Source organism: Desulfoluna sp. CYM3A, assembly GCF_056829965.1.
Window position 1 is genome coordinate 4033468 of record NZ_CP186556.1, and the last position, 25738, is coordinate 4059205.

Below are 25738 nucleotides of genomic sequence, written 5' to 3' on the forward strand. Positions count from 1 at the left end.
GTATGGCTGGGTATTGAATGTGCGAGGGACGTGGCCCGGTTTTTCGACGAGAACTTATGGGGGAGGGGCCGAAGGGGACAGAGTTGAGGGTCTCACCGATGATGAAACACCGAATATAATGACAGATTTTGACGAAAAATCAAACAGATCCTGGTTCAGTCAGAACGCCGGCCACCTAAAATAAAAGCGGAAGGACGTTTCTCCTTTGGTTCTGCAAAGGATGATTCCGCCCCTCCCCTTTTTTGGTTCCCCTTTCATGCACAGTGCATAAAGGGCGTGCCGACATGGCCTTTCCGCCACCTGCCTTTATGATGTTCAGCGCCCCTTTCAGGCCTTTGGCTCCTGCTGGGTGGCGCAGTGGATGCTTCCGCCCCCGCTGGCGATGCCGTCAATGGAGATCTGTTCAATGCGGTGATGGGGAAACGCCTTTGCTATTTTTTCCCTGGCCACGCGGTCGGCTTTTTTGTCCCCGAATTTCTGCATGACAATGGCACCATTGCACGCGTAGTACCCCACGTAACCGGCCGCAAAACTTTTTGTTCCGTACCTCGTATTGATATCCCACGGTGTATCAAGAATAATCATTTCAAATGGGTTGCCATCGGCATCGGTGGAGGCTTTGAGGATGTCGATGTTTTCCCGTGTGACCCGATAGTCATAGGAGGCTTTGTCTGAATCGCGGCTCACCACCAGCACACCGGGCCTTGCAAAACGGGCATAAAAATCGGTGTGACCGTCCGTGATATCTCTGCCTTTAATGCCTTTGAGCCAGATAATTTTTCTCAGCCCGAGCAGCTTTTTTAACTCGTCTTCAACTTCTTTTTTGCTTTTGCTCGGGTTCCGGTTGTCGTTGAGAATACAGCTCTCTGTCATGATGGCGGTACCTTGACCGTCCACTTCGAAACAGCCCCCCTCCATCACCACATTGGACCGGACAATGCTCACCCCCGCCTTTTTGGCCACAAAGTCAGCGACCTTTGCGTCACGTTCATAGTCCTGATCTTCTCCCCAGCCGTTAAAGTTGAAATTAACGGCCGATTTTTGCCCCTTCCCGTTCACCACAAAGATGGGCCCTGTATCGCGTATCCACAGATCATTCATATCGAATTCGATCAGCTCGATGGGGTAGTTGTTATCATTGGGGCCGCCAATAAGCTCTTTTGCTCTGCCCATGTCCTGCTTCCTCACAAGCATGGAGACCGGTTCATATGTGGCGATGGTCTTGGCGATGGTTGCCAGGTTGCGCTGAACCTCGGGGATCTGCTTTCTTGACCAGATGTCCCGGCTGGCGATAAAGGCCAACCAGGTCCGCGTGTGGGGCTCCCCCTCTTCGGGCATATACCAGCCCTTGACATCCATGGCGTTGGAGGTCTTGATTTGAAATGTCGGGAGGAACAGGCTTCCTCCGGCGATCATCGTCCATTTGATAAAGTTACGTCGTGATAACATGATGTTTTTCCTTTGTGTGTTTCCGCGACCATGTCAGGTCGGCTTTGCTTCAGGCCTCTAATGAAAGCGTTTCGGATTTATGCCCCTTTGCAATCCGTCATGATGTTTCAACGGGGTAACAGACCCTGGTTACATACTCGTGCTCCGAAACGGCCGATTCCGTTGAGCGAAGAAAGACCTCATAAGGGCTGCCGGATTGTTTGTAATCCGACTGCTCGATCCATGTTTCGATGGCATGCCAGGCAAACCCGATGTCGTCATACCGTCCTGTGTGAAGGGTCATGACCACGGTGTGGGAGGGGATGACAGCCAACTGGTGCTCCGGCCACGGGTTGCTGCCCGATGGTTGCGGCTCCCCCGTTTTGTTCCTGACCGGGACGAACACCTCCACGTCCACGGCATTCCGGTCATGGTCTTCGCCATGGTACACAGCCCCCGACAGGTTGTACGGGAACAGCCCCCTGTTTTCGGCGTCCTCGTGCAGGTTCTCAACGGTTTCGTCCATCTCGTCTTCGGCCATGACGGCTCGTGTTCGGAGGACATACCGCTCCGGCTCCACCCCGGTATACATGCCGTAGGCCTCAGCCTGGACCATCCTGCCCAGCACATCATCCCCCTGGCTGAGAAGCTGCTCCATCTCATCGATGATCGAGCTCCCTTCCCTGAGGAGCTGATCCGACGTCCGGATCTGCATACGCAGCATGCTTCGGAAATACTCCGGGTCATGGTTTTCAAGGAGCCCCTTTATCTGATCTAAGGAAAATCCGAAGCGCTTCAGCCGAATGATCTCCATGGCATCTTGAAACTGGGTCTCTGCGTAATACCGGTACCCTGTCTCCTCATCCACATGCTGCGGCTGCAACAAGCCAATGCTGTCGTAATGCCTGAGCATTCGGGGCGATAATTTGGTCTGTTTTGAAAAATGGCTTATTTTGTACATACAGGGCAGCTCCCTTGAAGCATTTCCATATCATTTTGAGCCCCCATTCCATGGGCCCACCCAGGCGAACCTGATAAATCAACCCATGATAACAGGCCCCTCTGCCTTTCATAGCACCCTAAAGGTTCACACCATGTCAAGGTCAAGGACAAATGCAATGGGGCACTCCGGCGGCTTTACCAGGGCGCCAAACGCCTGAAAAACTTATCAAACGTGTTTTATAAATAATGTAAACCTTCACAAGAGCATTCAACGAGCCGACGTCTTCAGGCTTCCAACGGCCATGCAACCGAAACGTTTTTGGGGCGCATTTTTCAAAAAGCCACCTGCCGGAGGCAATGGTTGACTTGCGTACCGGCCAGGTTATATGAATGGTTCCGATTTTTCTTTTTTTGTTATGAAAAAAGATGCCTGACCCATGCGAGGGAACCTCGCGTTGCACCCGGAAAGAAGGAGAGACAAGATGAAGTGGACTGGAAAAGCCTGTATCGCCGTCCTGGCAACCCTGTTGACCGTTGCGACGGCTGCCGCGGCCAGCGATGCCCTCCCCGACCTCAAAGGCAGAAAGGTCGCAGCCGTCACCGGCAACGACTACACGCCCCTGAACTTTGTGGACCCGGCAACCGGCAAAGCCGTGGGATGGGAATACGATGCGGTCAATGAGATTGGGCGCCGCCTCAACTGCGAGATCCAGTGGGATGTCTGCACCTGGGACACCATGATCTCCGCCATCCGCGAGGGCCAGTTCGATGTGGGCATGGACGGCATCACCATCAACGAAAAGCGCAAAAAACAGGTGGACTTCTCCGTGCCTTACATGGTCACTCAGCAGTTCATGCTGGTGCGCGCCGATGAAGACCGCTTTGCAGACGAGAAGGCGTTTGCCGCAGACAAGAAACTCCTCATCGGCTCCCAGGCCGGGACAACCAACTTCTACGTGGGTGTTTACAGCGTTCTGGACGGCAACGAGGCCAACCCCCGCATCAAGCTGTTTGAAAACTTCGGCGCCGCGGTTCAGGCCATGGTGGCCGGAGACGTGGACATGGTCCTCATGGATGCGGCCTCCAGCCGAGGCTACATGGGCGCCATGCCCGGCAAGCTGAAGATCGTGGGCGGCCCCCTGGGCACAGAAGAGTTCGGGTTCATCTTCACCCCGGGCTCCGATCTTGTGGAGCCCTTCAACCAGGCCATTGAGTCCATGAAAAAAGACGGCTTCCTGGACAAGCTCAACACCAAGTGGTTCTACGAGTACAACAAGTAGCTCGCCTTGATGCAGCGGCCCTTCACCCCGTGGGATGAAGGGCCGTCTGGCGTATAGACCACTCTTCCCTGTTTTTCGGAGCCCCCATGAAAGCTGCACATCGGCGTTTCCCCCTGTTCTCGTCCATCCCCTCGTGGCTGCTTGCCGCCCTGTTTTTCGGCTGCATCGCCACCTGGCACATGGTGCGGAGCGAATCCTACGGCGTCATCTTCTCCGCCCTCACCCGGGGCCTTTACACCACCCTCTATGTCTCCCTTATTGCCTATGCGGCAGCCACCGCCCTGGGCCTCCTCTTCGGGCTCATGCGCATCTCCTCCAACCGGGTAATCCGTGAAGTGGCAACCTTTTACATAGAGATCGTCCGCGGCATCCCCATGCTGATCATTCTCTACTACATCGCCTTTGTGGGGGCCCCGTCCCTGGTCAAAGGCCTCAACTGGATCGCCTCGCCCCTTATTGAGGCGGGCCTCTTTGATAAGATCAGCGTCCGGGACATCAGCTTTGTTGTGCGAGCCATCCTCGCCCTCACCCTGGGCTACAGCGCCTTTATCGCGGAAATCTTCCGGGCGGGCATCGAGGCCATCCCCTCCGGTCAGATGGAAGCGGCCATTGCCTCGGGCATGAGCCGCCGCCAGGCCATGCAGCACGTCATCCTCCCCCAGGCCATCCGAACGGTGCTCCCTCCCCTGGCCAACGACTTTGTGGCCATGATCAAGGACTCCGCCCTTGTCTCCGCCTTAGGGGTCCAGGACATCACCCAGCTGGGGAAGGTCTACTCCGCCTCCACGTTTCAATTCTTCGAAACCTACAACGTGGTGGCCCTCCTCTACCTCGCCCTCACCCTCTCGCTGACCTTGGGCGTCCGCGTCCTTGAAAAAAGGCTCGACGCCTCACGGTAACAAAAAAAGGGTTGCGCCATTTAAAAAAACGGCACAACCCTTGTTCGTTCATGCACGGCCCCCCACCGGGGATTATTTTGAATCGAGGATTTTATTCCACGCGGCAATGTGCTCTTTTTGCTGCTCAAGAAGGGCGCGTGTGTCGCCTGAAATGGAGACCTTGATGATGCGATCCCCGCGCTTGATTTTGTTCACCACCTCCTGGTCTTTATCGCTCACCACATGGCCGAACACGGAATGCCTTTTGTCCAGCCAGGGGGTTGCCACGTGGGTGATGAAAAACTGGCTGCCGTTGGTGTTGGGGCCCGCATTTGCCATGGAGAGGGTGCCGGGGCCGCTGTGGCGGAGATCGGGATGGAATTCGTCCTGGAACCGGTAGCCGGGGTTACCGCGACCCGTGCCCTGGGGGCATCCACCCTGGATCATGAAGTTGTCGATGACGCGATGGAAGATCAGGCCGTCGTAGAAGCCGCGGTTGGCAAGGTTCACGAAGTTGGCCACGGTGACGGGGGCTTTGTCTGCGTAAAGGGTCAGGTTGATCACGCCCTTGCTGGTCTCCATGGCGGCCCTGATTTCGCCGGTCGGGTTGGTTCCCGTTGCTGTTTCAGCACCAAAGACCAGTGAGCTTGAAGCAAAAAGAACAATCAGACTGAGCAAAAGGGATGTCGTGGTTTTCATGGGATCTCCTGGATTTAAAAAGAATGAATCGGTCTTCTGCTGCGTTATCAGAGCATTGAGGTAAACCACTACATCGGCAGCTCTGATGCCTTGGGTATGGATGAACTATCCGGGCTAACCATATTTTCTTAAGGCCTGTTTATCAAACCTTTTTGTTTTCATTGCCCGCCCCCTGTTTCCAGGTCTTTTTTCATCCCCCCTCTTTTGGCAGGGCAAAAGCCGGTGTATGCTGTCCATGGCACGACTAAAACAGCAACGACAGACAGCCGTTCAACCCAAGAACTACAAAAACGAAGGACAATAGAGATGTTCAGAGAGTTAAAACGCGCAAAAAAAGGCCTCAGTCATGAAGACTCCCTTGAAATCCTCAGGGCCGGGGAACACGGCGTCCTCTCCACGGTAAGCGAGGACGGTACCCCCTACGGAGTTCCCCTCAACTATGTGCTCCACGACGGCCGGATCATTTTTCATTGCGCCCCGTCAGGGCACAAACTGGACAACATCGCCCACTGTCCACAGGTCTCCTTCTGCGTGGTGACACAGGCCGAGGTCGTGCCGGAAAAATTTACCACCCGGTTCCAGAGCGTCGTGGCCTTCGGCACAGCCCGCATCCTTGAGGGCGACGAAAAAAAAAGGGGACTCCTGGCCCTTGTCCGCAGGCTCTGCCCCGACCATATCCCCGCCGGAGAGACCTACATCAGCAACGCCTGGGATAAAACAACGGTGGTGGCCGTGGACATCGCCCATCTCACCGGCAAAGCCGCCCCGGCCCCCGGTGGTCGGGAATAAGCAGGCCTTGGCGCTGCACAGTTGCTAAGCGCGTGCAAATTCCGTATACTTTGAGTCGATTACATTCACAGCCGCCGCCTGTTCCCACCCTTCTGCCGCACGGGAGAAGGGCGGCGCCCCCCACCTTTTCCGCCCATCCCATCCTGAGACGCATCCAAGCAGGGCAGATATCCCGGCAGGAATCGCCCTGCCCAGCCTCTTCCATGCCATGTCAGCCTGCCCCAGGCATGCACAGGTTCTGTTGTTCCCCAAGTTATTGTTGCGGATTCCCTAACCTTCAACAAAGGAAAGCGCCATGATGTCACTCAAAAAACGTTGTGTATGGGCCCTCCTGGTCCTGGTTGGTTTTCTGCTGTCAAGCACCTGCTCGGCCCTCGCAGCCGAAAGCAAGCTGCTTCCCCTGGAAACCTTCGACCTCACCGCCGAGCAGATGGATCTCATAGGGGATACCATTGAAGAGTACATTGGCAAAGAAAACGAGATCATGACGGAAATCGAGTCCAAATTCTCCGAGCTCACCACCATACTTCGTCAGGAGGATCAGGTCACAACGAGCCGTGAGGAGAGAAAAACAGCCAGGAATGTCAACCGGCTGGTCACGGACATCAGCAAACTCTACGGAAAAATGATCCGGACCAAGGTGGAGTACATCCTCAAAATCAAAAACGTCCTGACCCAGGAACAGCGCTTCCGCCTCGTCCACAGCCTGGAATTCGAGGATGAATATGCGGACAGGGCCCTTCCAACCTATGTTCACTTAGACGACCTCATCGACCTCTTGGGGCTCAGCGACAAACAGGTTAAAGAGATCATCAGCAACAGAACCCAGATGATGATCAATGAGCTGAAAATCAAGCGAGATATCAAGTTCAAGGTCATCGACCTTGAAAACGAGCTGATCAGTGAAGAGGTCAACAGCGACAAGGTGGACAAGCTCCTCCTGGCCATCACCGACCTGGGAACCAAGCTCATCGACAACAAGGTAAAATACAAGCTCAAATCCAAGGATGTCCTCACCACGCCCCAGAAAAGAAAACTCCTGCACATGATCCTGCTGACACGCCCGTCATCTCGATGAGGCTGACCAGGCCCCGAAAACCATGACCTAACCCGGATATGTCATGAGAAAACGACCCACCGGCAATAATAGAAAATTATTGCCGGTGGGTTATTATGAAGAAATTAGACATTTCAAAAGTACAAAATGTGATTCACGGTTTTCTCACCCTTCGGGCGAGCCGAGTGCCCCCGTCTTCTGCGTTATCAGAGCCTTTATAAAACCACGGCATCTGCAGCTCTGATGTATAGAATATGGGCGCACTCGACGCGCTAAATATCCGGGTCAAAAAGGCGTTGACGCACGATACTGCGTCAACGCCCTTTTTTGCACTCTGCTGAAAACCAGACAGGCAGAGATCGTGCTGCCTGCCCTTCGTACTCATGGGAATTAGAACGTTGACCACCTTTCTTGCTCCTTAAGCCTGCAAACCCAAGCAACCCTGCCCCAAGCAGAAAAAACGTTGCGGGCTCGGGAACGGGCGCTGCAGCATCCACAGGAGAGAATTCCGCATAGGCGCCGCCATCTGCTAACTGGAAGCCAAAGCGGTGACGAAGAAGGTGAAAGTGTGGGTACCAGCGGAAAGAAACAGGTCGTTGTACACGCCATGAAAATAACCGCTTCCGTCCACATAGGTCTCGTCCCAGGCCACTTCCGCACCGTCCACGTAAAAAGCAAACTCATCGCCGGGTACAAACGCATCCCAGGCCGTAGCCAATTCCATGTTGGAGTCTTCTAGTACCGTGATCTCCCACTCATTCTGTGTTGAATCACCTCCAATGGCGTCGATTTGGCCCAAACCGTCATACCATGAAAAATTCCCGGACCACCCTTCTGTGGGGTCAATAGTTGTGGCTCCCGAAGGAACGGCCGCAGCCAACACTAAAAAGCATAACATACACGTAATCTTTTTCATTATTCTGCTATCCTTTGCTTTACTCTCAAGAGCAACCCGGCCATCTCCCCATGAGACCCGTGGGCTTTCCGTCCCCGACTCACATCGGGTTTGGCTTTTTCTTGTGTTGACCGCCAAAATCAGCAAAAAACATACCACCAACATGTAGTTAGATAGACGAAACGCTTACGCTACATATGGGGTACCATGGGCAAATTCTCATGGAATTCAGGTTACAGCATGGCAAAAACCATGTAATGAATTACACCATGTATGAGGTTTCTGTGACCACCCAATAGACATGTGACGATCACGATCGGTCGTTTTTGGAAGGTTAAAAAGGCGGAGGTCGTGAGTACCGTCCCATATCAGCGCAGAACCTTTTCATACGGAGACTCGGTAAAAAGACTACTTATGCGACAATGACGCCTTTACCCCGTGTATATGGCCGACGAGAAATCAAGCAATATGCAGAGTGCCTTATCAGTGGGTTGAGGTTGCCCCCTGCGAATCGTGCCTGTCCCGGTTGTACTGATCATAGGTGGGGATATCCTGCCCGGGCGAAGGGGCATGACATCGATCTGTTTCCTGTATTTGCCTGGAGCTTTCGTACATACCGCGCATCACATTGTCACCAGTATTCTCGCTTGTCGCACAGGCACACACAAACCCCATAAGGCCCACCACAACAAAACATCGCAATGCAAGTTTCAAGGTACTCTCCTCACAGTCCAAATTGTCAGATAATAACGACAGCATCAAATATCAATGACTAAGGGGAACACGCCGTTGAGACGTGCGTCGGATTTTTTGAAATCCTGGTTCGTCGAGGGTCAGGTCGTGTCCCCTGCGTCCTCCTCCGTGGTCTGGATATACGTTCCGTTAACCAGATCGCTTGTGTGGCTCTTCAATTCCATGCCCTTATACAGGGTCAAGGCAATGATGGCGGCACCGAACAGGGCAAAGAAAGTCCCTGGGGCTGCTTTCTTTACAACCAGTTTGGTATCCCCAAATTCCGTTTCAAGCTCGCCCGCGTTTCCCCAAATATTGGCCATAAACAGGCGAAACCCCAGAAGGGCGAAGAGGCTTCCCACCGAGAGAGAAGCCAGTTTGTAGAGAGTAACAGAAAGAATAATAAGTGAATTTGAGCTCATACCTGCTCCATGGATTTCACATAGACCCCGCGACCTGTGAATGCAAAAGGCGGCACCACCTTTTCTCGAACGATCAAATGCAACATCGAAAAATCGACTCGAAAGCCGTCGATTACAATTTACGCTTTTGAACTGCCTGATTTTCATCAGTAATCTGATATAACAAAGGTCTTATTGATTTGTCCCGGTCGTTTTTTCCCGAAATATCCAGTTCAAACGGATGTGTCAGCTATACGAGAGATACCACCCGATGATCAAGGAAGAAATAGCAATATTTACTGACCAGCAACACACAAGTCATCCCCACGATTGAAGAGCAGGTGCAGGACCGGGGATGACCCCGGACGTTTCTCACACCTGCTTTCAAGGGCCTCTCCCTGCCGTCCCCTTGCCTTGAAACCGAAGAGCCCCAGGCATCTGCAACAACTGCTTTCCCGTTACCGTTTTTCCGAAAGCACACCCTAACCCACCGCATTTTCGGCCCTCCTTTCGCCTGCCTTGCGCAACAGGATTCGTCCTTGCCCGGGAACAGTTGAAAATTCATTGCTTCCGGCAAGCAGGCAAGATATGAACTATTCGCCCTGCATAGAGAGTTCTCCATTCCTACAGGCATTGATAACTGATTTTATCGCGTGGGCATATCAAGAGAATAAAAGCGGAAAGCACCAGCCACCGCTGATTTCGCATTTTAATTTTAAGAGATTTATGTATGAGTATTTCTTAAGAAATAACTCAATTGGTGTTTTGAGATCCCATAGAAAAACACTGATCATAGCTCTCAACATCACCACAGAACGGGTAGCCGGGTTCGCAGACGAGTGGTCTGTACCCCGGGCCTTTCTTTGACTGTCAGAAGGGGAAAAAGTGAAGCGTCAGTTCCTGAGTTTTTTTGTGTCGTGTCTTTTGGTCATGGCGGCTGCGGACTCCGCATCCGCCGCCGGTTTTGCACTGTATGAATGGAGCGCACGGGGCAACGCCCTGGGCGGTACCCTGGTTGGACGTGCCGACGATCCGTCTGCGGTGGCCTTCAACCCTGCGGGCCTGACCCAGCTTGAGGGCACCCAGGTCTCCATGGGAGCCACCTTCGCCCACCCCATCTGCGAGGTGGAAACAGAAGATTCGGGTGTCGTCACCACCTCCAAAAGTGACAACAGCGTCTTCGTCATCCCCCATTTTTACCTGACCCACCGCATCAACGACAGATGGGCCGCAGGCATCGGTGAATTCTCCCGGTTCGGCCTGGGTTTCGAATATCACAACGACTGGCCCGGAGCCTTCAACGTCTTTGAGGCCACCATCAAGAGCGCCTCCCTGAACCCGAACATCGCATACAAAGTGACGGACCGACTCTCCGTGGCCGTGGGTGTGGAGTATGTCTACGTGGACCTGGATATCAAAAAAGGGGTCGATATGCGCGATGGTAATAGCCCTGCAGACGCACCCATCTCTGCCCTCACCGCCGACGGCGACGGCACCGCCCTCACCGCCGGTATCCACTACAAACTGGACAACTGGCGATTCGGGTTCGGCTACCACAGCCAGGCCAAGATCGATGCCAGCGGGGATACAACCATTTCCGGCATGACTGGCCTTGCGGCCGCACGAAACGGTGCGCATAACACAACCGGTTCCGTGACGCTGCCTGACATGCTCAACTTCGGCATCGCCTGGTACCCCGCCAAAAACCTGAGCGTGGAGGTGGGCGCCATTCAAACCCGCTGGTCCACCTACACCGACCTGGACCTGGACATCGATGCTCTGGGTCACGTCCCCGCAGCCCAAAAACTATGACGACGTCTGGCGCTACAATATCGGCGTGGAGTACGGCATCACCGACAACTGGGACCTTCGGGCCAGCTACTGCTTTGATGAAGCCCCTGAAGACGCCCAGTACGTTGATTACATGATCCCTGCCGATGACCGCCACCTCATCGGGGTGGGCACGGGCTGCACCTTCGGCAACTGGACCCTGGACCTGGCCTATACCTACATCAAGGCGGAAAAGGTAACCTACAAGAAAGCAAACAACGTCGACGGCATCCTTGACGGCTCCTCCAAAAACGGGGTGACCCACCTGGGTGCCGTCACCTTGGGGTATAAATTTTAATATAACGCAATAAGACAATAAAACGGCTCAAGGTATCCTTGAGCCGTTTTGTTGTTCTCCATCGAGTACATAAAAAAGCAGTTCTTCTACTTCTTTTCCCTTCCAAAACCTTGCCCGCCCCCTCGTTTTGACTCATCCGAATGGCCATGTTATACATACATTTTTATCAAAATACCGGGTTCAAGGACATATCAATGACCAAGACAAAATCAGTCAGCTGTTTATTATTCATTTCAATAATATTCCTATTATCGGGCTGCATGAAAGTAAACCTTGCATCCCTTCCCCCATTCCGCCCGAGTCCAGCCTGCCCACAAGGAGTGATTTTTCCCTTTACGTTGATTCTGTTAAAGTCAACAGTGCCGATCCTGTAGACCAGGACAAAATCGAGACCAATTTTAAACACTACCTGAACCAAGCCCGCTATTTTTGATGTCCTTGACTACACTGAGGTGGACCCATCCCGTGGGGAAAAGTCACTCATCATCAGGACGGTCATCACCCCCAAAGAGTCCCACCACTTCAACTGGTGGTTATCCTGGCCCGCAATCTACCCGATGCCATTATACTGGCCCTTTCAACCGAAAAAGGGGGAGGCCTATGTCTCCATATCCAGCCATGTGTATGATCACACAGGTAAACACGTAGCTCAGTTTGACGCAGATGACAGTCAACCGTTTTCAGTTACTTTTTATGGCTTTTTCCGCAACGGAAAGGCCGTTTCAGCTCTGAGGAGTTGCTATAAATCCGCCTTCGAAAAGATCACGAACCAGCTCACAACGGACAAGCGGATCATTGCCTTGACCCAAGCTCCCCCAACAGTCCCTTGCCCCCCTTAAGCCTGAGGACAATGAACCGACCGTCGTCCCGGCCATCAACTTCGGGACCTACCGCACTTGTCATTGGCATCGACAACTACCCGAACCTCACCCATCTGAAAACCGCAATCAATGACGCCCGGGTTGTCTCCGACATTCTCCGTCAAAAATATGGGTTTGATGTCACATTCCTTAAAAATCCGGGTCGGTCCGACATTATCACCGCCCTCGGGAACCTGAGAAATAAACTCACCAGGCAGGACAACCTCCTCATTTATTATGCCGGACACGGCTGGCTGGACAACAAAGCAGACGAGGGGTACTGGCTCCCCGCGGACGCAACCCTTAACGACGAGTCCAACTGGATCTCAAACTCAACCATCACCGCCTCCATACGTGCCAATGAAGCGAAGCATGTGCTTGTCGTCGCCGACAGCTGTTACTCGGGAAAACTTACCCGCGCAATCCATATCAACCGCAAAATACCGGACTATCTAAACCGGCTGTGCAAACAGAAAGCCCGTATTGCCATGGCATCGGGAGGCCTTGAGCCCGTAGAAGACAACGGCAGCAACGGCCACTCTGTCTTTGCGGCTGCCTTCATCAACGCGTTGAAGGCCAACAACACCGTCATCGAAGGCACGGAAGTATTCTCTCAACTCAGACGGACGGTGATTCTAAACGCGGACCAAACCCCGGAATACGGTGACATCCGAAAGGCAGGCCACGACGGCGGTGATTTCCCTTGTATCACAGAAATAGCCCGTATATTTCACAAGTCGAATCCGGCCAAAAGGAAGAAGCAGCCCCTTGCGGGGCTGCCAGTGTCAGGGGACAGCATCGTCACTGTCGGGGAACAATCGGGAAGGAAGGAGGTAAGGGAAGGGTACAGAATAAGGCTACGCTGCGTTGCGCTTCTCTTTACAGCATGAGCCGCCACAACATGAGCTGCCTCCGCCGCAGGAGCCATCGCCGCAACAGGAGTGAGACTCCTCTTCCGGAATGATTGAGCTGGGATCGGGGGATTCCGAAAGGACCGGCTCCTCGGCATGAATGATACCGGTGCCGCTGCACAGAGGGCACAGACCTCCGGAGTGAAGGATACGGGTTACGCCGCCGCCCAGGGGCACCAGCTTAAAGGGAACCCGGGATTCGGCAAGGAAGCCCACCAGCCACTTGACGAAGAGGTCGTTTTTCAAATCCACGGAGTCGAATTTTCCCTGGGCCAATCTTGTCATCATCTTAATCTGAAACGAACGCATGACCTTGGATTCTCTCTTCGTCATCGTACAGCTCCTCCGGCATATCGCCTTATCCATAAGTGGTAAAAATCACCCGGGGCCCCAAGGCCCCGGGCCGTGAACGTTATGCTGCGGCCACCTGCTCGGCCCAGGCGTCGATTTCTGCCTCGTAATCGTCGGGCTCCCCGTCGATTTTGAGGCCCTCGGCAACCAGCTTTCCACCGATCTGCCGGACTTTCTCTTCAATGGCGTCCACCGCACCGCAAAAATAGGTGTAGGCGCTGTCTCCACAACCGAAGACCCCCACCTTCTTGCCGCTCAAGGCCGCCTTGTCCATGGCTTCGTAATAATCGATGAAGTCGTCCTGAAGCTCAATCTCATCCTCGCCCCAGGTGGAACATCCGTAGAGGACCAGATCATAGTCGGCCTCGTTGCCCAAGGTGACGTCGCTCACATTTTCAACGGTTACCTCAAGCCCTTTGGCGCTGAGGATTCCGCCGATGCGTTCTGCCGTGTTTTCCGTGTTTCCTGTGGTGGACCCAAAAATAATCAGTGCGCGTGCCATATGCCCTCCGCATGGTTGTTTAATAGCTGTCATCGATACAGGGCATGTCCTTTCCCCCCGTGGGGCGAGAACATCACTCTCGAACCTGGGCTATACATAATCCCAAATATTTTTTGGGTCAACTAAAATTTTAGGCGCGCCTAATTTTTTTATCGTTCCGAAACACACCTCAATCCCCACCGGACCTTACCGGGCCCTCTTTCCACCGCCCCCCTGCCCTCCCCTTTCCCCCTTGTGTACCGCGCCCCGGGATCAAGCATACGGTAGCGATGAGCCCTTTCTGACCACACGGCCCCCGCACCCATTGCGGGAACAACCATCCATAATACTTCATTTATTTCGAGGTGTTATTGACAGATTTCTCAAGATCAACTATCCGTATCTTAAAACCGTCGTCATCGGGATGAACAGTGGTTAAACCTTTTATCTCCTGCGGAGAAAGACATGATCACCCTCACCTGCTCAGACAAGCCCTGGCTGGCTCACTATGACAAAGGCGTCCCCCCCGTCATCGATTATCGCCGCCTCACACTGCCTCAGATGTTCCAGACCACGGTGGGACGATACCCCCAGCACACGGCCCTCATCTATCAGGGACACCATATCTCCTACGCCGAACTCCAGGTCCTGGTACGGACCTTCTCCATCACCCTCACCACCCTGGGCATCCGCAAAGGCGACGTGGTGGGGATCTGGCTTCCCAACACCGTGGCCACGGTGGTCTCCTACTATGCGGCCCTTACCATCGGTGCCATCGTGGTGATGGTCAACCCCCTGGCCAGCGACCGGGAGCTCACCCACCAGATGAATGATGCAGCAGCCAAGCTTCTCATCACCCTGGACGTTCTTGCCCAACGAGCCATTGCCCTTCGCGACAAGACCCAGGTCGACGTCGTAATTTACGCATCCCTGGGCGACTTTCTTCCCACACACCTCAAATGGGTGTTTTCTTTCAAGTCCGGAAAACAGGGGCTTTCCGCTAAAGTGCCCTCAACAGAACGCGTCTACAGCTGGAAAGAGGCCATGGCCTTGCGGGGAACCCCCATCCCGGAGCCAGCCATCCACCCCGACGAGGTGGCGGTCTACCAATACACCGGGGGCACCACCGGACGCCCCAAGGCGGCCATGCTGACCCACACCAACCTCACCTGCATGACCCAGATGTATGAGGCGTGGTTTCAGCTTGACAAGGCTGATGAACGGGTGTTGGCCGCGCCCCCCTTCTTCCATGTGCTGGGCATGTCCACGGCCATGAACCTCCCCGTCCACATGGGGTGGTCCGTGGTGCTGGAACCCAGGCCCAAACCGGGCAAACTCCTTGATGCCATCCGCAAATTCAAGCCCACCCTGGCCCCCATGGTTCCCACCATGCTCTCAGGCCTCCTGGAAGAAAAGGCCCTTGCCGGAACGGACATGACCTCCTTCAAGCTCATCACCTCCGGCGCATCCTCCCTTTCCGAAGAGATTTTCCACCGATTCAAGGAGCGCACCGGCATCACCATCAATGAAGGCTACGGCATGACCGAAACCTCCCCCCAGACCCACCTCAACCCCCTGAAAGGCAAAAACAAACCCGGAAGCATCGGCATCCCTTTCCCCGGAACCGAGGTGCGCATCATGGATCTGGAGACCGGTACCCGGGAACTCGCAATCGGCGAGGCAGGAGAAATGTGGTTCAAGGGCCCCCAGGTCACCTGTGGCTACCTGGGCCAGTACGGGGAAAACGAAACGGCATTCCAAAACGGATGGCTCATGTCCGGGGATATCGCCTGGATGGATGAAGACGGGTATTTTTACATCGTAGACCGTAAAAATGACGTGATTATCTCAAGCGGCTACAGCATCTACCCGCGAGAGGTGGAGGAGGTGCTCCAGGCCCATGGAGACGTCCTCAAGGCCGCCGTCATCGGTGTTGCCGACACCCGGCGCGGAGAAAACGTCAAGGCCTTTGTCACCCCAAAGCCGGGCAGGACCCCGTCTGTGGAGTCCCTCATGGCCCACTGCCGCAACGAGCTGGCCAAGTACAAATGGCCCGATGAAATCCACATCATCGACGCCATGCCCGAAACCTCCGTGGGCAAGGTCCTCAAAACCGACCTGAAGCGCATGTCGGCCTGAACCGGCAATAAAAGCCTCCGCCGGCCCTGCCGGGGGCTAAATTTTTAAAAAGTTTAACAAACAGGTTTAACAAAAACGGTTTGAATGAGTGCAATTTTAACGGACACGGCTTGTCCCGAGTGGACGAAGGGCAACATGCTTTGAGCGTATTCGCTGAACCGGCTAAGGGCCTAAAAAGCTTTCCCCTCAAGTCGCCCGATCTTGAAAGCCGAGCTTGCGCCCAGGGTCAGGGCATCGGGGAGGGGAAGATCAAGGGAAGGGTCGGTAAAAAGAGTGCGGGGGTCTCCCACGGCACAACCGCCGCCTGGCCCGAGGAACAGCATGGAATCAAAGGACGCGGCAAGGTTCATGTCGTGGGTCACGGCCACCACCGAGCTGCCCCGGGCCCTTAAGGCATCCGTCACCTGCATCATCACCCGCCGCCCTGCCGCATCCTGGCCGGAAAGGGGCTCGTCCAAAAGCACCAGGAACTGTCGTAGTCCAAACCGACGCCAGGCAAATCCTCTTGCGACGGGCCCGGGAAAGATCATGGGGGTTTCGATCAAGGTCTTCCCGGATGCCGCACAGCTCAGCCGCACGGTCCATGCGTTCATCGATAACATGGGACGGCACGCCCGCCTGCAACGGTGCAAACCGCAGCTCATCTCGCACACAGGTCGAAAATATCTGATCATCCGGATTCTGGAACAGAATGGCCACATGGCGCGCCCGACGGGAAGGACGCAGGGTATCGATGGCAGAGCCTCCAATGGAAACGCCCCCCCGGCGGGGAGAGAGCAAGCCCGCAATAAGGCGCAGCAGGGTGCTCTTGCCCGATCCGTTGGGTCCCACCACCGCAAGGGACGCCCCGGCCGCCAGGTCAAAGGAGACCCCGTCCACCACCGAAGGTCCGTCACCGTATCCATAGGTAAGGTTCTCAGAACGGATCACAGTCGCCATCCCCCTTCTGCGGCATCAATGTCCAGGGGCAAGGGGCCAGCGAAGAGCCCACGCGTCCGTGCAACCCGGGCAACACGGGTCACAAGGGGCAGGATCAGCCCCCACCCTTCGGGGTCTCCGTCCTCGGGCAACGCCGCCAGAGGCCCGTCATACACCAGCCCTCCCGCCTCAAATACCAGGGCCCGGTCAGGTGAGGGCGAGCCACGTCTCCAGATCGCTGCCCGAAACCACCAGGGTTGCCCCTTGGGCCTTAAGGTCACGAAGCAGCTTTTTCACCTCATCACGGGACGCGGGATCCAGCTGGCCTAAGGGCTCGTCAAGCAACAGGAGGTCGGGAGCACCGGCCAGAAGCACGGCAAGGGCCACGCGCCTGGCTTCCCCGCCAGAGAGGGTAAAGGGGTTGCGATCCGCAAGGTGGGCTGCCCTCATGAAGCCGGTGGACAGCTTCCCCGCGCCTTCCCATGCCACCGTTCCCAAAGGCCATGGCCACCTCCTCAAACACGGTGAAGGCCACCCCCGAGAACTGGGCGTTGGGGTCTTCCAGAGAGAGCCCCGTGCTTTTGGGACGCCGACCCACACAGCAGCCCCCATGCACGAGGCACTCTCCGGTAAGGCGCCCGGGATAGAACCGGACCATGAGCCCTGCAAGAAGGGACAACAGGGTCGTGCGCCCCGATCCGTCAGCCCCCAGCACCGCAAGGCACTCCCCTTCTTTCAGGGAAAAACTCACGTCCCCCAGGCTGGGGATCGAGGCCCCCGCATATGTAAAGGAACACGATTTTAACCGAACAACATCCATACCCGATACCCCATCGCACCACCCACCATGGCGATTGAACCCAGTCGAAGGCCCCATTCCCCCGACTGTTCACGAACATCCTCCACCGGATACCGCCTCAGCCCGCCACGAAGCTCCAGGGCCATGGCCCGCTTCTCCACATCGGCAAGGGCCCCCAGAATCAGCGGTCCCACCAGGGGCACCAGCCGCCGTGCCCGGACCAGAACGTGTCCATCAACATCAAGGCCCCGGGCCCTCTGGGCATCCAACACACAGGACGCGCGATGCCTGAGCAGGGGCACCAGGTTCAAGGTGGTAGCAAGCACATACACAAGAAACGGGGAGGCGCCGCGTCCGCGCAGGTCGGTCAGGAGCTCAGCCCCTGTGGTGGAGACCGAAAAAAGGCACAAAGAGGAGAGCATCACCCCCACCCGGGAAAAAACGGATAAAGCCAGAAAAACATTTTCCCGGCCCACCTCAAAGGGGCCGCAGGCCCAGAGAACATCCCCGGAGCAGGGCATGGCCACAAGGTACGTCAGGGCAAGGAGCACGGCAAAAGGCACCAAAAGGGCCAGGGTCCGAACCGCCCATTTTGCCGCGACACCGCTTGTGGCCCCCAGGGGCAGTACCACGGCCAGGGGCAACAGGCTCAAGGGCGGCTCAAAAAGCAGAAAGGTCACCGGCACCATGCCCGCCAGCAGGCAAAGGCGGGTCCAGGGAGACCATGAGAGAAGAAGAGACGGCATAGGCAACAAAGCTACGCTGAAAACCGGGGCAAACGGGCCAGCATCCGATCCGGCAGGGACCGAATCAGGGCAAAGGCCACCAGGGCCGTGGGAACCTTGTCCAGGGGCTCCACCATCAGGTTCTTGTAAAACGCGGCCGAGGTCACCTTGATGCCGGATTTCACCAGCACAGCGGTAATAAGGGACGCGCCGCTGCCCTCCACCCCGCCGTAGACAAAGACCACAATGGGCGTTGCCACAAAGGGGGTTGTCACGGCAACCACCACGCCGGACAGGGCAGCTTTCCACCAGGTATCGGCCAGGCCCCACCGGGCGCAAAAACCGGCGGCAAAACCGATCCAGGCCGCCACGGGGAAAAAGGGCAGCGCCGACGGAGAGAAAAGGCCCCAGGCCAGATTGGAAAGCCCCCCAGTCAGCGCCCCGGCAAAGGGTCCGCAGGCAAACCCCACCAGGAGGGTGCCGATGCAGTCCAGGTAGACCGGAAGTTTCAGCAGGGCCACGAGCTGGCCCACCGCGATATTGACAGCCATGGCCACGGGAATCAGGGCCACCGTAAAGGTCGTGAATTCGTCTTGGATCTTCATTGTTCCCCCTTCATATGCAACGCATCATCCATGCGGCCCAACGGGCCCCGCCTCAGGCTCCGCGATTCGTACCACCCGGAATCACAGGGGGTCAAAACGATAATTTCAATATTCTCCTCAAAGATCATTGATCACCCAAATATCCCATACCGGATCCAGACGCCTCCACGGCCAGAGCATTTTATCTTCGCCCCCGGGCCCCAGACTGCCAAGGGCCCCTATTGAAAAAGCACTTACAATAGTGATATATTTCATTAACTATTCCAGGCATCTCGCCACCGAATCCCAATCCACAACATCTGAAAATTACCCATCCCGAACGACACACACCTCAATGCGGTCACATCGGCAGAGAAAGCCTGCAAAAGCCTGAGGAACCGACACTCGTATTTTCCGTTATTTCGCATCACCCGCTAAAACCCGGTCACAAGGCCACACCCCGCATGATGCGCCCCGTCGGGAATGGGGGTGCATACACCCACCATCAACCAGGGAGAGATCACATGAAAAAGGCAACAGGACTTCTGATTGGTTTTCTGATCACCATGTACGGCATGGGCTGCATGGGACAGATGGGCCTGACCCAGAAAGCCATTGGCGTCAACCTCAAACTCGTTGACAACCGATACGGACGAGCCGGTATCTACATCCTCGGGACACCCGTCTATGCGGTCACCTCCGTCATCGACCTCTTCATCATCAACAGTATCGAGTTCTGGACAGGCACAAACCCCATCACCAAAAAAAAGCCGGCCATTGTCGATACCCCCGTGGATGCCTGGATGAAGGTCGACGATAATCTGGATCCTGCGGCAACGGAAGCCCCCCTCTCCTTTCTGGGGATGCCGGTGGAAAAAATTCACCGGGCGTGCTTGGCGCTGGTGGCGGCGAACTGCATTCCCAGCGCCTGGTCATCGCTCTGGATCTTCGGCCTCTGAAGGACTCCTGGGCGCTGGTGAATGGAACCCTGGATGTTGATGGGACAGGCGGCGCTGGAGGCATGGGAATGGGTGGCTGGGTGTGGCAGCGTGGAGTGAGGATGATGGTGGCCGATGGAGCCTCGGAGCCACTGGGATGGTTTTTGAAAAGCGACCCGCCGGAGCATAGACCGGCAGATACGTTTTGCATTTACCGGGGCTCGTAGTATACAACCCACCCATGAGCCCGACACTACCCATACATGATGTTCTGGACGACATTCGCGATGCCCTTGAAGCAGGGCCTTCGGCCGTAATACAAGCCCCGCCCGGCGCGGGAAAGACCACCGGGGTCCCCCTGGCCCTGTTGGAGGCTCCGTTCCTGGCCGGACAAAAAATCGTAATGCTGGAGCCCAGGCGCCTTGCGGCCCGAGCCTCAGCAACACGCATGGCAGAGATGCTCGGCGAACAAGTCGGAAAGACCGTGGGCTATCGCATCCGCATGGAGATAAAAACCTCGGAGGCCACACGCATCGAGGTGGTCACCGAAGGGATCCTCACGCGGATGATCCAGTCCGACCCGGAGCTCTCGGGCATCGGCCTGGTGATCTTCGACGAATTCCATGAGCGGAACCTGAACAGCGACCTGGGTCTGGCACTCACCCTGGAGTGCCAGGGGGTCCTGCGGGAAGACCTGCGCATCCTCATCATGAGCGCCACCCTGGACATCGCTCCTGCGGCCGCGCTTCTTGGAGACGCCCCCGTCATCACCTCCGAAGGTCGGGCCTTTCCCGTTACCACCTGTCACCTGCCCTTAAAAGAGCCCACCCCCACACGCCGGGACATCGAGGCCGCCTGCGCCCGAGCCGTGGCCAGGGGCCTTGCCGAAGAAGAGGGCGACATGCTCGTCTTCCTGCCCGGGGCAGGGGAGATCCGACGGGTGGAAGAGCGGCTTCGAAAAATGGGCCTTCCGCCCCATACGGACCTCTATCCCCTGTTCGGGGCCCTCACCAAGGCCGACCAGGACAAAGCCATCAAGCCGTCCCCCGCCGGACGCCGCAAGGTGGTGCTTGCAACGGCCATTGCCGAGACCTCCCTCACCATCGACGGGGTGACCCTGGTGGTGGATGCCGGGCTCATGCGGGTCTCCCGGTTTTCACCGGGATCGGGCATGGGCCGCCTGGTGACCCTGCCCGTCTCCAAGGCCTCGGCAGACCAGCGGCGGGGACGTGCCGGGCGAACCGCCCCGGGCACCTGCTACCGCCTCTGGAGCGAGGCCCGCACAACCACCCTCACGCCCTTTACCGCGCCGGAAATCCTTAGCGCTGACCTGGCCCCCCTGGTACTGGAGCTGGCCCTCTGGGGAGTCACCGACCCTGCAGAACTCACCTGGCTCGACGTGCCCCCCCAAGGGTCCTGCGCCCAGGCCCGGGACGTGCTCCAAAAACTGGGCGCCCTTGATGAGGACGGCCGCATCACGGCCCACGGCAAGGCCATGACGCGCCTCGGCGTCCACCCCAGGCTGGCCCACATGATCCTTATGGCAAAGGAGAAAAACGCGGGCCCCGAGGCTTGCCTCCTGGCCGCCCTGCTCACGGAACGGGATCCCCTCACCGGGGGCCGAAACGAAACAGACATCCGCCTGCGCATGGAAGCCATGATGCAAAAAGGGTCTCGGGCTCAAACGCTCAACCCCGGGGCTGCTGCCCGCATCCGGGAAACGGCCCGCCAGCTCGGCGCGCGCCTGGGCGTCAAAGGGGCTCCAAAGGATCCCGTCCTTGCCGGGCGCCTTGTTTCCCTTGCTTTTCCAGACCGCATCGCCATGGCACGGTCGGGGCGGCCCGGTCACTTCCAGATGGCCTCAGGGGGCGGCGCTGTCATCCATGAGTCTGACCCCCTGGCCTTTGAACCCTTCGTGGCCGTGGCAGATCTGGACGGCAACCGTCGGAACGCCCGCGTTTACCTGGCCGCACCCCTTGCCATGGAAGCCCTCGAGGCAGATCACGGCCATCGCATTGCAGGCGAAGAAAAGGTATTCTGGAACGAAAAAAAAGGGAGGGTGGAGGCGGTGACGCGACGCAGCCTGGGCGCCGTAGTCCTCTCAGAAAAACCGCTGAAAAAACCCGACGCGGCTGCTGTCACCGACGCGCTCATCCAGGGTATCCAGTCCCGGGGCCTGTCGGTTCTCCCCTGGAACAAAACAACCCGAAGCCTCCAGGCCCGGGTTCTTTTTCTTCGTAATCATGCAGGGTTTGATGAGCTGCCCGATCTCTCGGACGCCGCCCTGGAAACCTCTGCCCAAACGTGGCTGGAACCCTTTCTCATTGGCATCACCAGCATGGGGGCCTTAAGCAAAATGGACCTGGCCGGTGCCCTCACCGCCCTCATCCCCTTTGCCTGGCACCGGAAAATCGATCGCCTCGCCCCCACCCACATGGCCATCCCCAGCGGCACCCGCATCCCCCTGGACTACGGCACCGGTGAGCCCCCGGTCCTTGCCGCCCGCATCCAGCAACTCTTCGGCCTCACCGAGACGCCAAAGGTGGCAGACGGCAGGGTTCCCGTGACCTGTCACCTCCTCTCTCCTGCCTCACGTCCCATGCAGGTGACCCGGGACCTTTCCAGCTTCTGGGCCAACACCTACCCCGAGGTGAAAAAAGAACTCAAAGCCCGCTACCCCAAACACCCCTGGCCCGACGATCCCCTCACCGCCGTGGCCACCAACCGGGCCAAGCCCAAAGGGCTGCACCCCTGGTTCGCGATGCTCCAACCCTCGCTTGTCGCGCCGTAGCCCAACGACATGGTGCACGTGGTGGTACACAGACAAGGGCGTAGGCGGATGCCTCGGGTTGTCACATTCGCTGACGGGCTTCGCCCGTGGTCAACGGCCGAAACGTACCATTCGTTCCCAGGCTCCGCCTGGGAATGCTGACCGGAGACTCTGCCTCCACGGCTGCTACCCCGCAGCCATGCCATTATTCCCACCACCATGGAGTGCTACCTGGCAAGGCGGAGCCTTGCACCCCTCACTCCCAGGCAGAGCCTGGGAGCGAAGAAACGAACCCTGGTGCATAAAATGCACCCTACGGCAATCACCTTCCACCCACTCCCTTTCCTTCCTATCAACCTTCTCTCCCTCATTTCATGATTCCAGTCATCCACCATCCCCCCCGCCCAACTCACGATGACCTGCACCCATGACCTCCCCCCATCACCTTTCCCCGCCCCCCCCTTCCCCCTTGAAACAAACCCGAAACCCCTGTATTTTAATACAAGTCCATACCACCGCAGCCGCCCCTCCTTGTGCCGTCGCCCACCCCTCGCCTCAGCGCCTTTCTTTCGACCCCGGGCCATTGATCCGTCGCCGCACGGCTGCCGACACGCACCACCCACCCGTCAACCCAAGGAGGGCCATCATGAAGATGCTCATGCATGTCACGTTTCCCCACGAGCCGTTTAACACCCTGGTGAAAAAAGGGACCGCCGTCATCCTGCTGGATGAGATCCTTGAAGAGATAAAACCGTTTTCCGTCTGGTTCACCGAGGAGAACGGCATGCGGGCCGCCGTGTTGATCATCAACGCCACCAACGCCTCGGGCCTGCCTTTTTACTCGGAGCCCTTTCACCTGAACTTTGACGCAGATGTCCATTTCCGCATTGTCATGTCCCCTGAGGACTTGGCCAATGCAGGCTTGGAAGAGTTGGGAAAAAAATGGAGCTGATGCCGGAATCGGCGGATAAAAAAGAGGAAGAAAAAAATCGTGCGGAAGAGAAGAGGGGATGAACGCCGACGTCATGACACCAGATCGCCGAACGTCCATCACGCTTAGCCCTTGGCCTTTAGCCTTAGCTTTTGCCTTTGAGCCCTTAGCCTTGAACCTTTAGCCTTTAGCCCTTGGCCTTTAGCCTTTCGCCTTTAAGCCCTTAGCCTTTGGCCTTTAATCTTTAGCCCCTTTTACGCCCTGATCCTCTCAGTGCGCCCATACACCTTCTTCAGGGCCGCCTCGGTAACTGGCCGAATGCTATCGGCACTGCTCACCGACACATCCAGGTCCTGGAGAAGCCCGTTGCCGATGTAGATCCAGCCGTGAACGGTGAGGGGTTTGCCCTCCTGCCAGGCCTGCTCGGCGGTGGTGGTGCGGCAGACGTTCCTCACCTGCTCGATGATGTTCAGCTCACAGAGACGATCGCTACGCTCTTTGGGGTCGGTGATGGCGTCCAGAAAGTCACCGTGGGTGAACTGGATGTCCCGGAGATGACGGAGCCAGTTGTTGACCAGGCCGCTGGAGGAGTTTGCAAGGGCCTCTTTGACCCCGCCGCAGTCGTAGTGACCGCACACAATGATGTCCTTGATGTTGAGGACCTCCACGGCGTACTGGATCACGGACAGGCCGTTGAAATCGGTGTGGATGACCATGTTGGCCACGTTGCGGTGCACAAAGACCTCGCCGGGCATGAGGCCCACCAGTTCGTTGGCGGGCACCCGGCTGTCCGAACAGCCAATCCTCTGCTGGTCGGCAAGTTTTTTAAAGAAATCGGGCTGCTCGCAAGTCACCTGAGCAGACCACTGTCTGTTGTTTTGAAACAGCTTTTTCAACTCTCCCATAACGTCGTCCCTGATCCTGATCTATACGTAACGTTTCAGCCTGCACGGACCGCTTCCCGAACGTTTCCCCACGTTCGCGCGTTTCGGAAGAGGCCCGAGGGCCCGATTCACTCTATTAACCCGGATATTTCATGAAAAAACAACCACTTCAAAAATGGAAATGGCATAATTGGTCGCTCAGCAAATATTCAGCTTCTGAAAATGCAAAATGTAAATCAGCATTTGCTGTTTGATTTTCTCACCCTTCGGGCGAGCCGGGTGCACTCATCTGCTGCGTTATCAGAGCCTTGAGGTAAAAAACTACATCTGCAGCTCTGATGCCTTGCACATGAGCGCACCCGACTCGTGAAATATCCGGGTTAGTGATTACCCATAATTGGGCCAACACACCAGCTCTACCGGATTAGATGTAGTTGGTGATAACCACACGGGTCCCCTCGCCCACCCCGCTGGTGATCTCCAGCTTGTCGGCGTTTTTCCGCATGTTCGGAAGGCCCATGCCCGCACCAAAACCCATGGAGATCACCTCGGGCGATGCCGTGGAAAACCCCTCGGTCATGGCCTGGGGGATGTCCGCGATGCCGGGGCCCTGGTCAACCACCTCCACCACGATCCTCTCCAGATTGATGTCGGCTGTAAGGGTACCGCCCCCCACGGCGTGGGCCACCACATTGACCTCGGCTTCATAGATGGCCACGGTGGTCTTCTTGATAATCTTGGTGTCCACGTTGAGCTGCTTGAGGATGTGCTTCACCTGGCTGGAGGCGGTTCCCGCCTTTGCAAAATCCCCGTCTTCAATCTCAAATTCAAACTTCATAACACCCCTTCATGTTGGGAGGCCCTGGTTAAAAAACGGGTTCGAGACCGGCATCAAACAGCATTGCGCTTGCCCTGAACACCGAGCATTCCACCTCGATGAGGATCAGGCCGGTGCGTTCTGCCAGGTCCTTCATGGCCGGGCTCACCTTCTTGCCCCGGGCGATAACCACACACTCGATCTCGGCCATCTCCGCGGTGCGGATGGTCTGGAGCGTACACAGCCCGGTGATGAGGAGAACGCCCTCCACCTCCAGGGTCAGGACGTCGCTCAAAAGGTCGGCGGCAAACCCATAGGAGACGCGGGTCTCAACCCTCTCCTTGCCGGTGACAATGTTCCCCCCCAAAAGGGTCGCAATATTGGTTATTTTCATTGGTTTC

28 protein-coding genes, 1 pseudogene and 1 riboswitch are annotated in these 25738 nt (G+C 56.6%); of the genes and pseudogenes, 11 read left to right on the forward strand and 18 right to left on the reverse strand.

From position 1 onward, the window contains the following. Positions 1-327: 327 nt before the first annotated feature. Together ACOYW1_RS20455 and ACOYW1_RS20460 are read right to left on the reverse strand one after the other, a co-directional pair. Positions 328-1449: an agmatine deiminase family protein gene (locus ACOYW1_RS20455; protein WP_482419512.1), complete on the reverse strand. Its 1122-nt coding sequence runs from the start codon at positions 1447-1449 to the stop codon at positions 328-330. Positions 1450-1546: 97 nt separating this feature from the next. After that, on the reverse strand, positions 1547-2389 hold the full coding sequence (locus tag ACOYW1_RS20460) for a MerR family transcriptional regulator (protein WP_482419513.1): 843 nt from the start codon (positions 2387-2389) through the stop codon (positions 1547-1549). 463 nt (positions 2390-2852) lie between these two features. Here ACOYW1_RS20460 and ACOYW1_RS20465 point away from each other — a divergent pair, with 463 nt between their 5' ends. Both ACOYW1_RS20465 and ACOYW1_RS20470 read left to right on the forward strand, forming a co-directional pair. After that, on the forward strand, positions 2853-3650 hold the full coding sequence (locus tag ACOYW1_RS20465) for a substrate-binding periplasmic protein (protein WP_180140127.1): 798 nt from the start codon (positions 2853-2855) through the stop codon (positions 3648-3650). A gap of 86 nt (positions 3651-3736) precedes the next feature. Then, positions 3737-4549, forward strand: a complete 813-nt coding sequence (locus tag ACOYW1_RS20470) for an amino acid ABC transporter permease (protein WP_482419514.1) — start codon at positions 3737-3739, stop codon at positions 4547-4549. A gap of 72 nt (positions 4550-4621) precedes the next feature. Here ACOYW1_RS20470 and ACOYW1_RS20475 read toward each other — a convergent pair whose 3' ends face one another. Next, the gene (locus tag ACOYW1_RS20475; protein WP_482417586.1) at positions 4622-5227 is read right to left on the reverse strand and encodes a peptidylprolyl isomerase; all 606 of its coding nucleotides are present in this window, start codon (positions 5225-5227) and stop codon (positions 4622-4624) included. Between the two features lie 306 nt (positions 5228-5533). Here ACOYW1_RS20475 and ACOYW1_RS20480 point away from each other — a divergent pair, with 306 nt between their 5' ends. Further along, a complete protein-coding gene (locus ACOYW1_RS20480; RefSeq protein ID WP_482419515.1) occupies positions 5534-6016 on the forward strand; it encodes a pyridoxamine 5'-phosphate oxidase family protein in 483 nt (160 codons plus the stop codon). A 295-nt stretch (positions 6017-6311) separates the two neighbouring features. Beyond that, positions 6312-7094, forward strand: a complete 783-nt coding sequence (locus tag ACOYW1_RS20485; RefSeq protein WP_482419516.1) for a hypothetical protein — start codon at positions 6312-6314, stop codon at positions 7092-7094. Positions 7095-7387: 293 nt separating this feature from the next. On the opposite strand, the gene ACOYW1_RS20490 is transcribed toward ACOYW1_RS20485, so the two are convergent. From ACOYW1_RS20490 to ACOYW1_RS20500, 3 genes are all read right to left on the reverse strand, one after another. After that, positions 7388-7570, reverse strand: coding sequence for a PEP-CTERM sorting domain-containing protein (locus ACOYW1_RS20490; protein ID WP_482419517.1), 183 nt, complete (start codon positions 7568-7570; stop codon positions 7388-7390). A gap of 32 nt (positions 7571-7602) precedes the next feature. Continuing rightward, on the reverse strand, positions 7603-7989 hold the full coding sequence (locus ACOYW1_RS20495) for a hypothetical protein (RefSeq protein WP_482419518.1): 387 nt from the start codon (positions 7987-7989) through the stop codon (positions 7603-7605). A gap of 27 nt (positions 7990-8016) precedes the next feature. After that, a riboswitch (cyclic di-GMP riboswitch) is annotated at positions 8017-8094 on the reverse strand. Between the two features lie 707 nt (positions 8095-8801). Beyond that, a complete protein-coding gene (locus ACOYW1_RS20500) occupies positions 8802-9122 on the reverse strand; it encodes a hypothetical protein (RefSeq protein WP_482417591.1) in 321 nt (106 codons plus the stop codon). An 864-nt stretch (positions 9123-9986) separates the two neighbouring features. On the opposite strand from ACOYW1_RS20500, the gene ACOYW1_RS20505 reads away from it, so the two are divergent. From ACOYW1_RS20505 to ACOYW1_RS20515, 3 genes are all read left to right on the forward strand, one after another. Then, positions 9987-10913 carry an OmpP1/FadL family transporter gene (locus ACOYW1_RS20505; protein WP_482419519.1) on the forward strand — a complete coding sequence of 309 codons (927 nt, stop codon included), beginning with the start codon at positions 9987-9989 and terminating at the stop codon, positions 10911-10913. Next, entirely contained in the window at positions 10876-11229 is a 354-nt protein-coding gene (locus ACOYW1_RS20510) for an OmpP1/FadL family transporter (RefSeq protein WP_482419520.1), read from the forward strand. The genes ACOYW1_RS20505 and ACOYW1_RS20510 overlap by 38 nt, the downstream gene beginning before the upstream one ends. 850 nt (positions 11230-12079) lie before the next feature. After that, positions 12080-12979, forward strand: coding sequence for a caspase family protein (locus tag ACOYW1_RS20515; RefSeq protein ID WP_482419521.1), 900 nt, complete (start codon positions 12080-12082; stop codon positions 12977-12979). Here ACOYW1_RS20515 and ACOYW1_RS20520 read toward each other — a convergent pair. Together ACOYW1_RS20520 and ACOYW1_RS20525 are read right to left on the reverse strand one after the other, a co-directional pair. Beyond that, positions 12947-13333, reverse strand: coding sequence for a hypothetical protein (locus ACOYW1_RS20520; protein ID WP_482419522.1), 387 nt, complete (start codon positions 13331-13333; stop codon positions 12947-12949). The genes ACOYW1_RS20515 and ACOYW1_RS20520 overlap by 33 nt on opposite strands. 79 nt (positions 13334-13412) lie before the next feature. Then, positions 13413-13853 (reverse strand): flavodoxin, encoded by a 441-nt coding sequence (locus tag ACOYW1_RS20525; protein ID WP_482417595.1) that lies wholly within the window; start codon positions 13851-13853, stop codon positions 13413-13415. A gap of 444 nt (positions 13854-14297) precedes the next feature. On the opposite strand from ACOYW1_RS20525, the gene ACOYW1_RS20530 reads away from it, so the two are divergent. Next, the gene (locus tag ACOYW1_RS20530) at positions 14298-15971 is read left to right on the forward strand and encodes a long-chain-fatty-acid--CoA ligase (RefSeq protein ID WP_482419523.1); all 1674 of its coding nucleotides are present in this window, start codon (positions 14298-14300) and stop codon (positions 15969-15971) included. 170 nt (positions 15972-16141) lie between these two features. On the opposite strand, the gene ACOYW1_RS20535 is transcribed toward ACOYW1_RS20530, so the two are convergent. From ACOYW1_RS20535 to ACOYW1_RS20565, 7 genes and pseudogenes are all read right to left on the reverse strand, one after another. Continuing rightward, positions 16142-16333 carry a hypothetical protein gene (locus ACOYW1_RS20535; protein WP_482419524.1) on the reverse strand — a complete coding sequence of 64 codons (192 nt, stop codon included), beginning with the start codon at positions 16331-16333 and terminating at the stop codon, positions 16142-16144. After that, a complete protein-coding gene (locus tag ACOYW1_RS20540; protein WP_482419525.1) occupies positions 16299-16910 on the reverse strand; it encodes an energy-coupling factor ABC transporter ATP-binding protein in 612 nt (203 codons plus the stop codon). Before ACOYW1_RS20540 ends, ACOYW1_RS20535 begins: the two co-directional genes overlap by 35 nt. After that, positions 16898-17065 carry a hypothetical protein gene (locus tag ACOYW1_RS20545; protein ID WP_482419526.1) on the reverse strand — a complete coding sequence of 56 codons (168 nt, stop codon included), beginning with the start codon at positions 17063-17065 and terminating at the stop codon, positions 16898-16900. Before ACOYW1_RS20545 ends, ACOYW1_RS20540 begins: the two co-directional genes overlap by 13 nt. 31 nt (positions 17066-17096) lie before the next feature. Continuing rightward, on the reverse strand, positions 17097-17378 hold the full coding sequence (locus ACOYW1_RS20550; RefSeq protein ID WP_482419527.1) for an ATP-binding cassette domain-containing protein: 282 nt from the start codon (positions 17376-17378) through the stop codon (positions 17097-17099). 178 nt (positions 17379-17556) lie between these two features. Continuing rightward, positions 17557-17766, reverse strand: a pseudogene (locus ACOYW1_RS20555) (ATP-binding cassette domain-containing protein); the annotation flags it as partial. Continuing rightward, entirely contained in the window at positions 17691-18434 is a 744-nt protein-coding gene (locus ACOYW1_RS20560; protein WP_482419528.1) for an energy-coupling factor transporter transmembrane component T family protein, read from the reverse strand. The pseudogene ACOYW1_RS20555 and the gene ACOYW1_RS20560, both read right to left, overlap by 76 nt. Positions 18435-18445: 11 nt before the next feature. Beyond that, complete coding sequence (locus ACOYW1_RS20565) at positions 18446-19018, reverse strand: ECF transporter S component (protein WP_482419529.1); 573 nt, start codon at positions 19016-19018, stop codon at positions 18446-18448. A gap of 503 nt (positions 19019-19521) precedes the next feature. Between ACOYW1_RS20565 and ACOYW1_RS20570 the strand changes: the two genes are divergently transcribed. The 3 genes from ACOYW1_RS20570 to ACOYW1_RS20580 all read left to right on the forward strand — a co-directional run bounded on the left by ACOYW1_RS20570 (position 19522) and on the right by ACOYW1_RS20580 (position 23657). After that, positions 19522-19956, forward strand: a complete 435-nt coding sequence (locus ACOYW1_RS20570; RefSeq protein WP_482419530.1) for a DUF3332 family protein — start codon at positions 19522-19524, stop codon at positions 19954-19956. 220 nt (positions 19957-20176) lie between these two features. Beyond that, positions 20177-22726, forward strand: a complete 2550-nt coding sequence (hrpB, locus tag ACOYW1_RS20575; protein ID WP_482419531.1) for an ATP-dependent helicase HrpB — start codon at positions 20177-20179, stop codon at positions 22724-22726. Positions 22727-23351: 625 nt separating this feature from the next. After that, complete coding sequence (locus tag ACOYW1_RS20580) at positions 23352-23657, forward strand: panthothenate synthetase (protein WP_180140089.1); 306 nt, start codon at positions 23352-23354, stop codon at positions 23655-23657. Between the two features lie 233 nt (positions 23658-23890). On the opposite strand, the gene ACOYW1_RS20585 is transcribed toward ACOYW1_RS20580, so the two are convergent. The 3 genes from ACOYW1_RS20585 to ACOYW1_RS20595 form a co-directional block, all read right to left on the reverse strand. Then, on the reverse strand, positions 23891-24541 hold the full coding sequence (locus tag ACOYW1_RS20585) for a carbonic anhydrase (protein ID WP_482419532.1): 651 nt from the start codon (positions 24539-24541) through the stop codon (positions 23891-23893). Between the two features lie 403 nt (positions 24542-24944). After that, complete coding sequence (locus ACOYW1_RS20590; protein ID WP_180140085.1) at positions 24945-25358, reverse strand: ATP-binding protein; 414 nt, start codon at positions 25356-25358, stop codon at positions 24945-24947. Positions 25359-25386: 28 nt separating this feature from the next. Further along, on the reverse strand, positions 25387-25731 hold the full coding sequence (locus ACOYW1_RS20595) for a DRTGG domain-containing protein (RefSeq protein ID WP_180140083.1): 345 nt from the start codon (positions 25729-25731) through the stop codon (positions 25387-25389). Between the last annotated feature and the right edge of the window lie 7 nt (positions 25732-25738).

Coding starts and splice junctions, on each gene's coding strand:
- ACOYW1_RS20465 (WP_180140127.1), top strand. CDS start 2,853: ATGAAGTGGACTGGAAAAGCCTGTATCGCCGTCCTGGCAACCCTGTTG.
- ACOYW1_RS20460 (WP_482419513.1), bottom strand. CDS start 2,389: ATGTACAAAATAAGCCATTTTTCAAAACAGACCAAATTATCGCCCCGA.
- ACOYW1_RS20520 (WP_482419522.1), bottom strand. CDS start 13,333: ATGACGAAGAGAGAATCCAAGGTCATGCGTTCGTTTCAGATTAAGATG.
- ACOYW1_RS20580 (WP_180140089.1), top strand. CDS start 23,352: ATGAAGATGCTCATGCATGTCACGTTTCCCCACGAGCCGTTTAACACC.
- ACOYW1_RS20510 (WP_482419520.1), top strand. CDS start 10,876: ATGCTCTGGGTCACGTCCCCGCAGCCCAAAAACTATGACGACGTCTGG.
- ACOYW1_RS20485 (WP_482419516.1), top strand. CDS start 6,312: ATGATGTCACTCAAAAAACGTTGTGTATGGGCCCTCCTGGTCCTGGTT.
- ACOYW1_RS20585 (WP_482419532.1), bottom strand. CDS start 24,541: ATGGGAGAGTTGAAAAAGCTGTTTCAAAACAACAGACAGTGGTCTGCT.
- ACOYW1_RS20475 (WP_482417586.1), bottom strand. CDS start 5,227: ATGAAAACCACGACATCCCTTTTGCTCAGTCTGATTGTTCTTTTTGCT.
- ACOYW1_RS20530 (WP_482419523.1), top strand. CDS start 14,298: ATGATCACCCTCACCTGCTCAGACAAGCCCTGGCTGGCTCACTATGAC.
- ACOYW1_RS20455 (WP_482419512.1), bottom strand. CDS start 1,449: ATGTTATCACGACGTAACTTTATCAAATGGACGATGATCGCCGGAGGA.
- ACOYW1_RS20570 (WP_482419530.1), top strand. CDS start 19,522: ATGAAAAAGGCAACAGGACTTCTGATTGGTTTTCTGATCACCATGTAC.
- ACOYW1_RS20560 (WP_482419528.1), bottom strand. CDS start 18,434: ATGCCGTCTCTTCTTCTCTCATGGTCTCCCTGGACCCGCCTTTGCCTG.
- ACOYW1_RS20495 (WP_482419518.1), bottom strand. CDS start 7,989: ATGAAAAAGATTACGTGTATGTTATGCTTTTTAGTGTTGGCTGCGGCC.
- ACOYW1_RS20470 (WP_482419514.1), top strand. CDS start 3,737: ATGAAAGCTGCACATCGGCGTTTCCCCCTGTTCTCGTCCATCCCCTCG.
- hrpB (WP_482419531.1), top strand. CDS start 20,177: ATGAGCCCGACACTACCCATACATGATGTTCTGGACGACATTCGCGAT.
- ACOYW1_RS20595 (WP_180140083.1), bottom strand. CDS start 25,731: ATGAAAATAACCAATATTGCGACCCTTTTGGGGGGGAACATTGTCACC.
- ACOYW1_RS20590 (WP_180140085.1), bottom strand. CDS start 25,358: ATGAAGTTTGAATTTGAGATTGAAGACGGGGATTTTGCAAAGGCGGGA.
- ACOYW1_RS20525 (WP_482417595.1), bottom strand. CDS start 13,853: ATGGCACGCGCACTGATTATTTTTGGGTCCACCACAGGAAACACGGAA.
- ACOYW1_RS20515 (WP_482419521.1), top strand. CDS start 12,080: ATGAACCGACCGTCGTCCCGGCCATCAACTTCGGGACCTACCGCACTT.
- ACOYW1_RS20480 (WP_482419515.1), top strand. CDS start 5,534: ATGTTCAGAGAGTTAAAACGCGCAAAAAAAGGCCTCAGTCATGAAGAC.
- ACOYW1_RS20540 (WP_482419525.1), bottom strand. CDS start 16,910: ATGGCGACTGTGATCCGTTCTGAGAACCTTACCTATGGATACGGTGAC.
- ACOYW1_RS20565 (WP_482419529.1), bottom strand. CDS start 19,018: ATGAAGATCCAAGACGAATTCACGACCTTTACGGTGGCCCTGATTCCC.
- ACOYW1_RS20500 (WP_482417591.1), bottom strand. CDS start 9,122: ATGAGCTCAAATTCACTTATTATTCTTTCTGTTACTCTCTACAAACTG.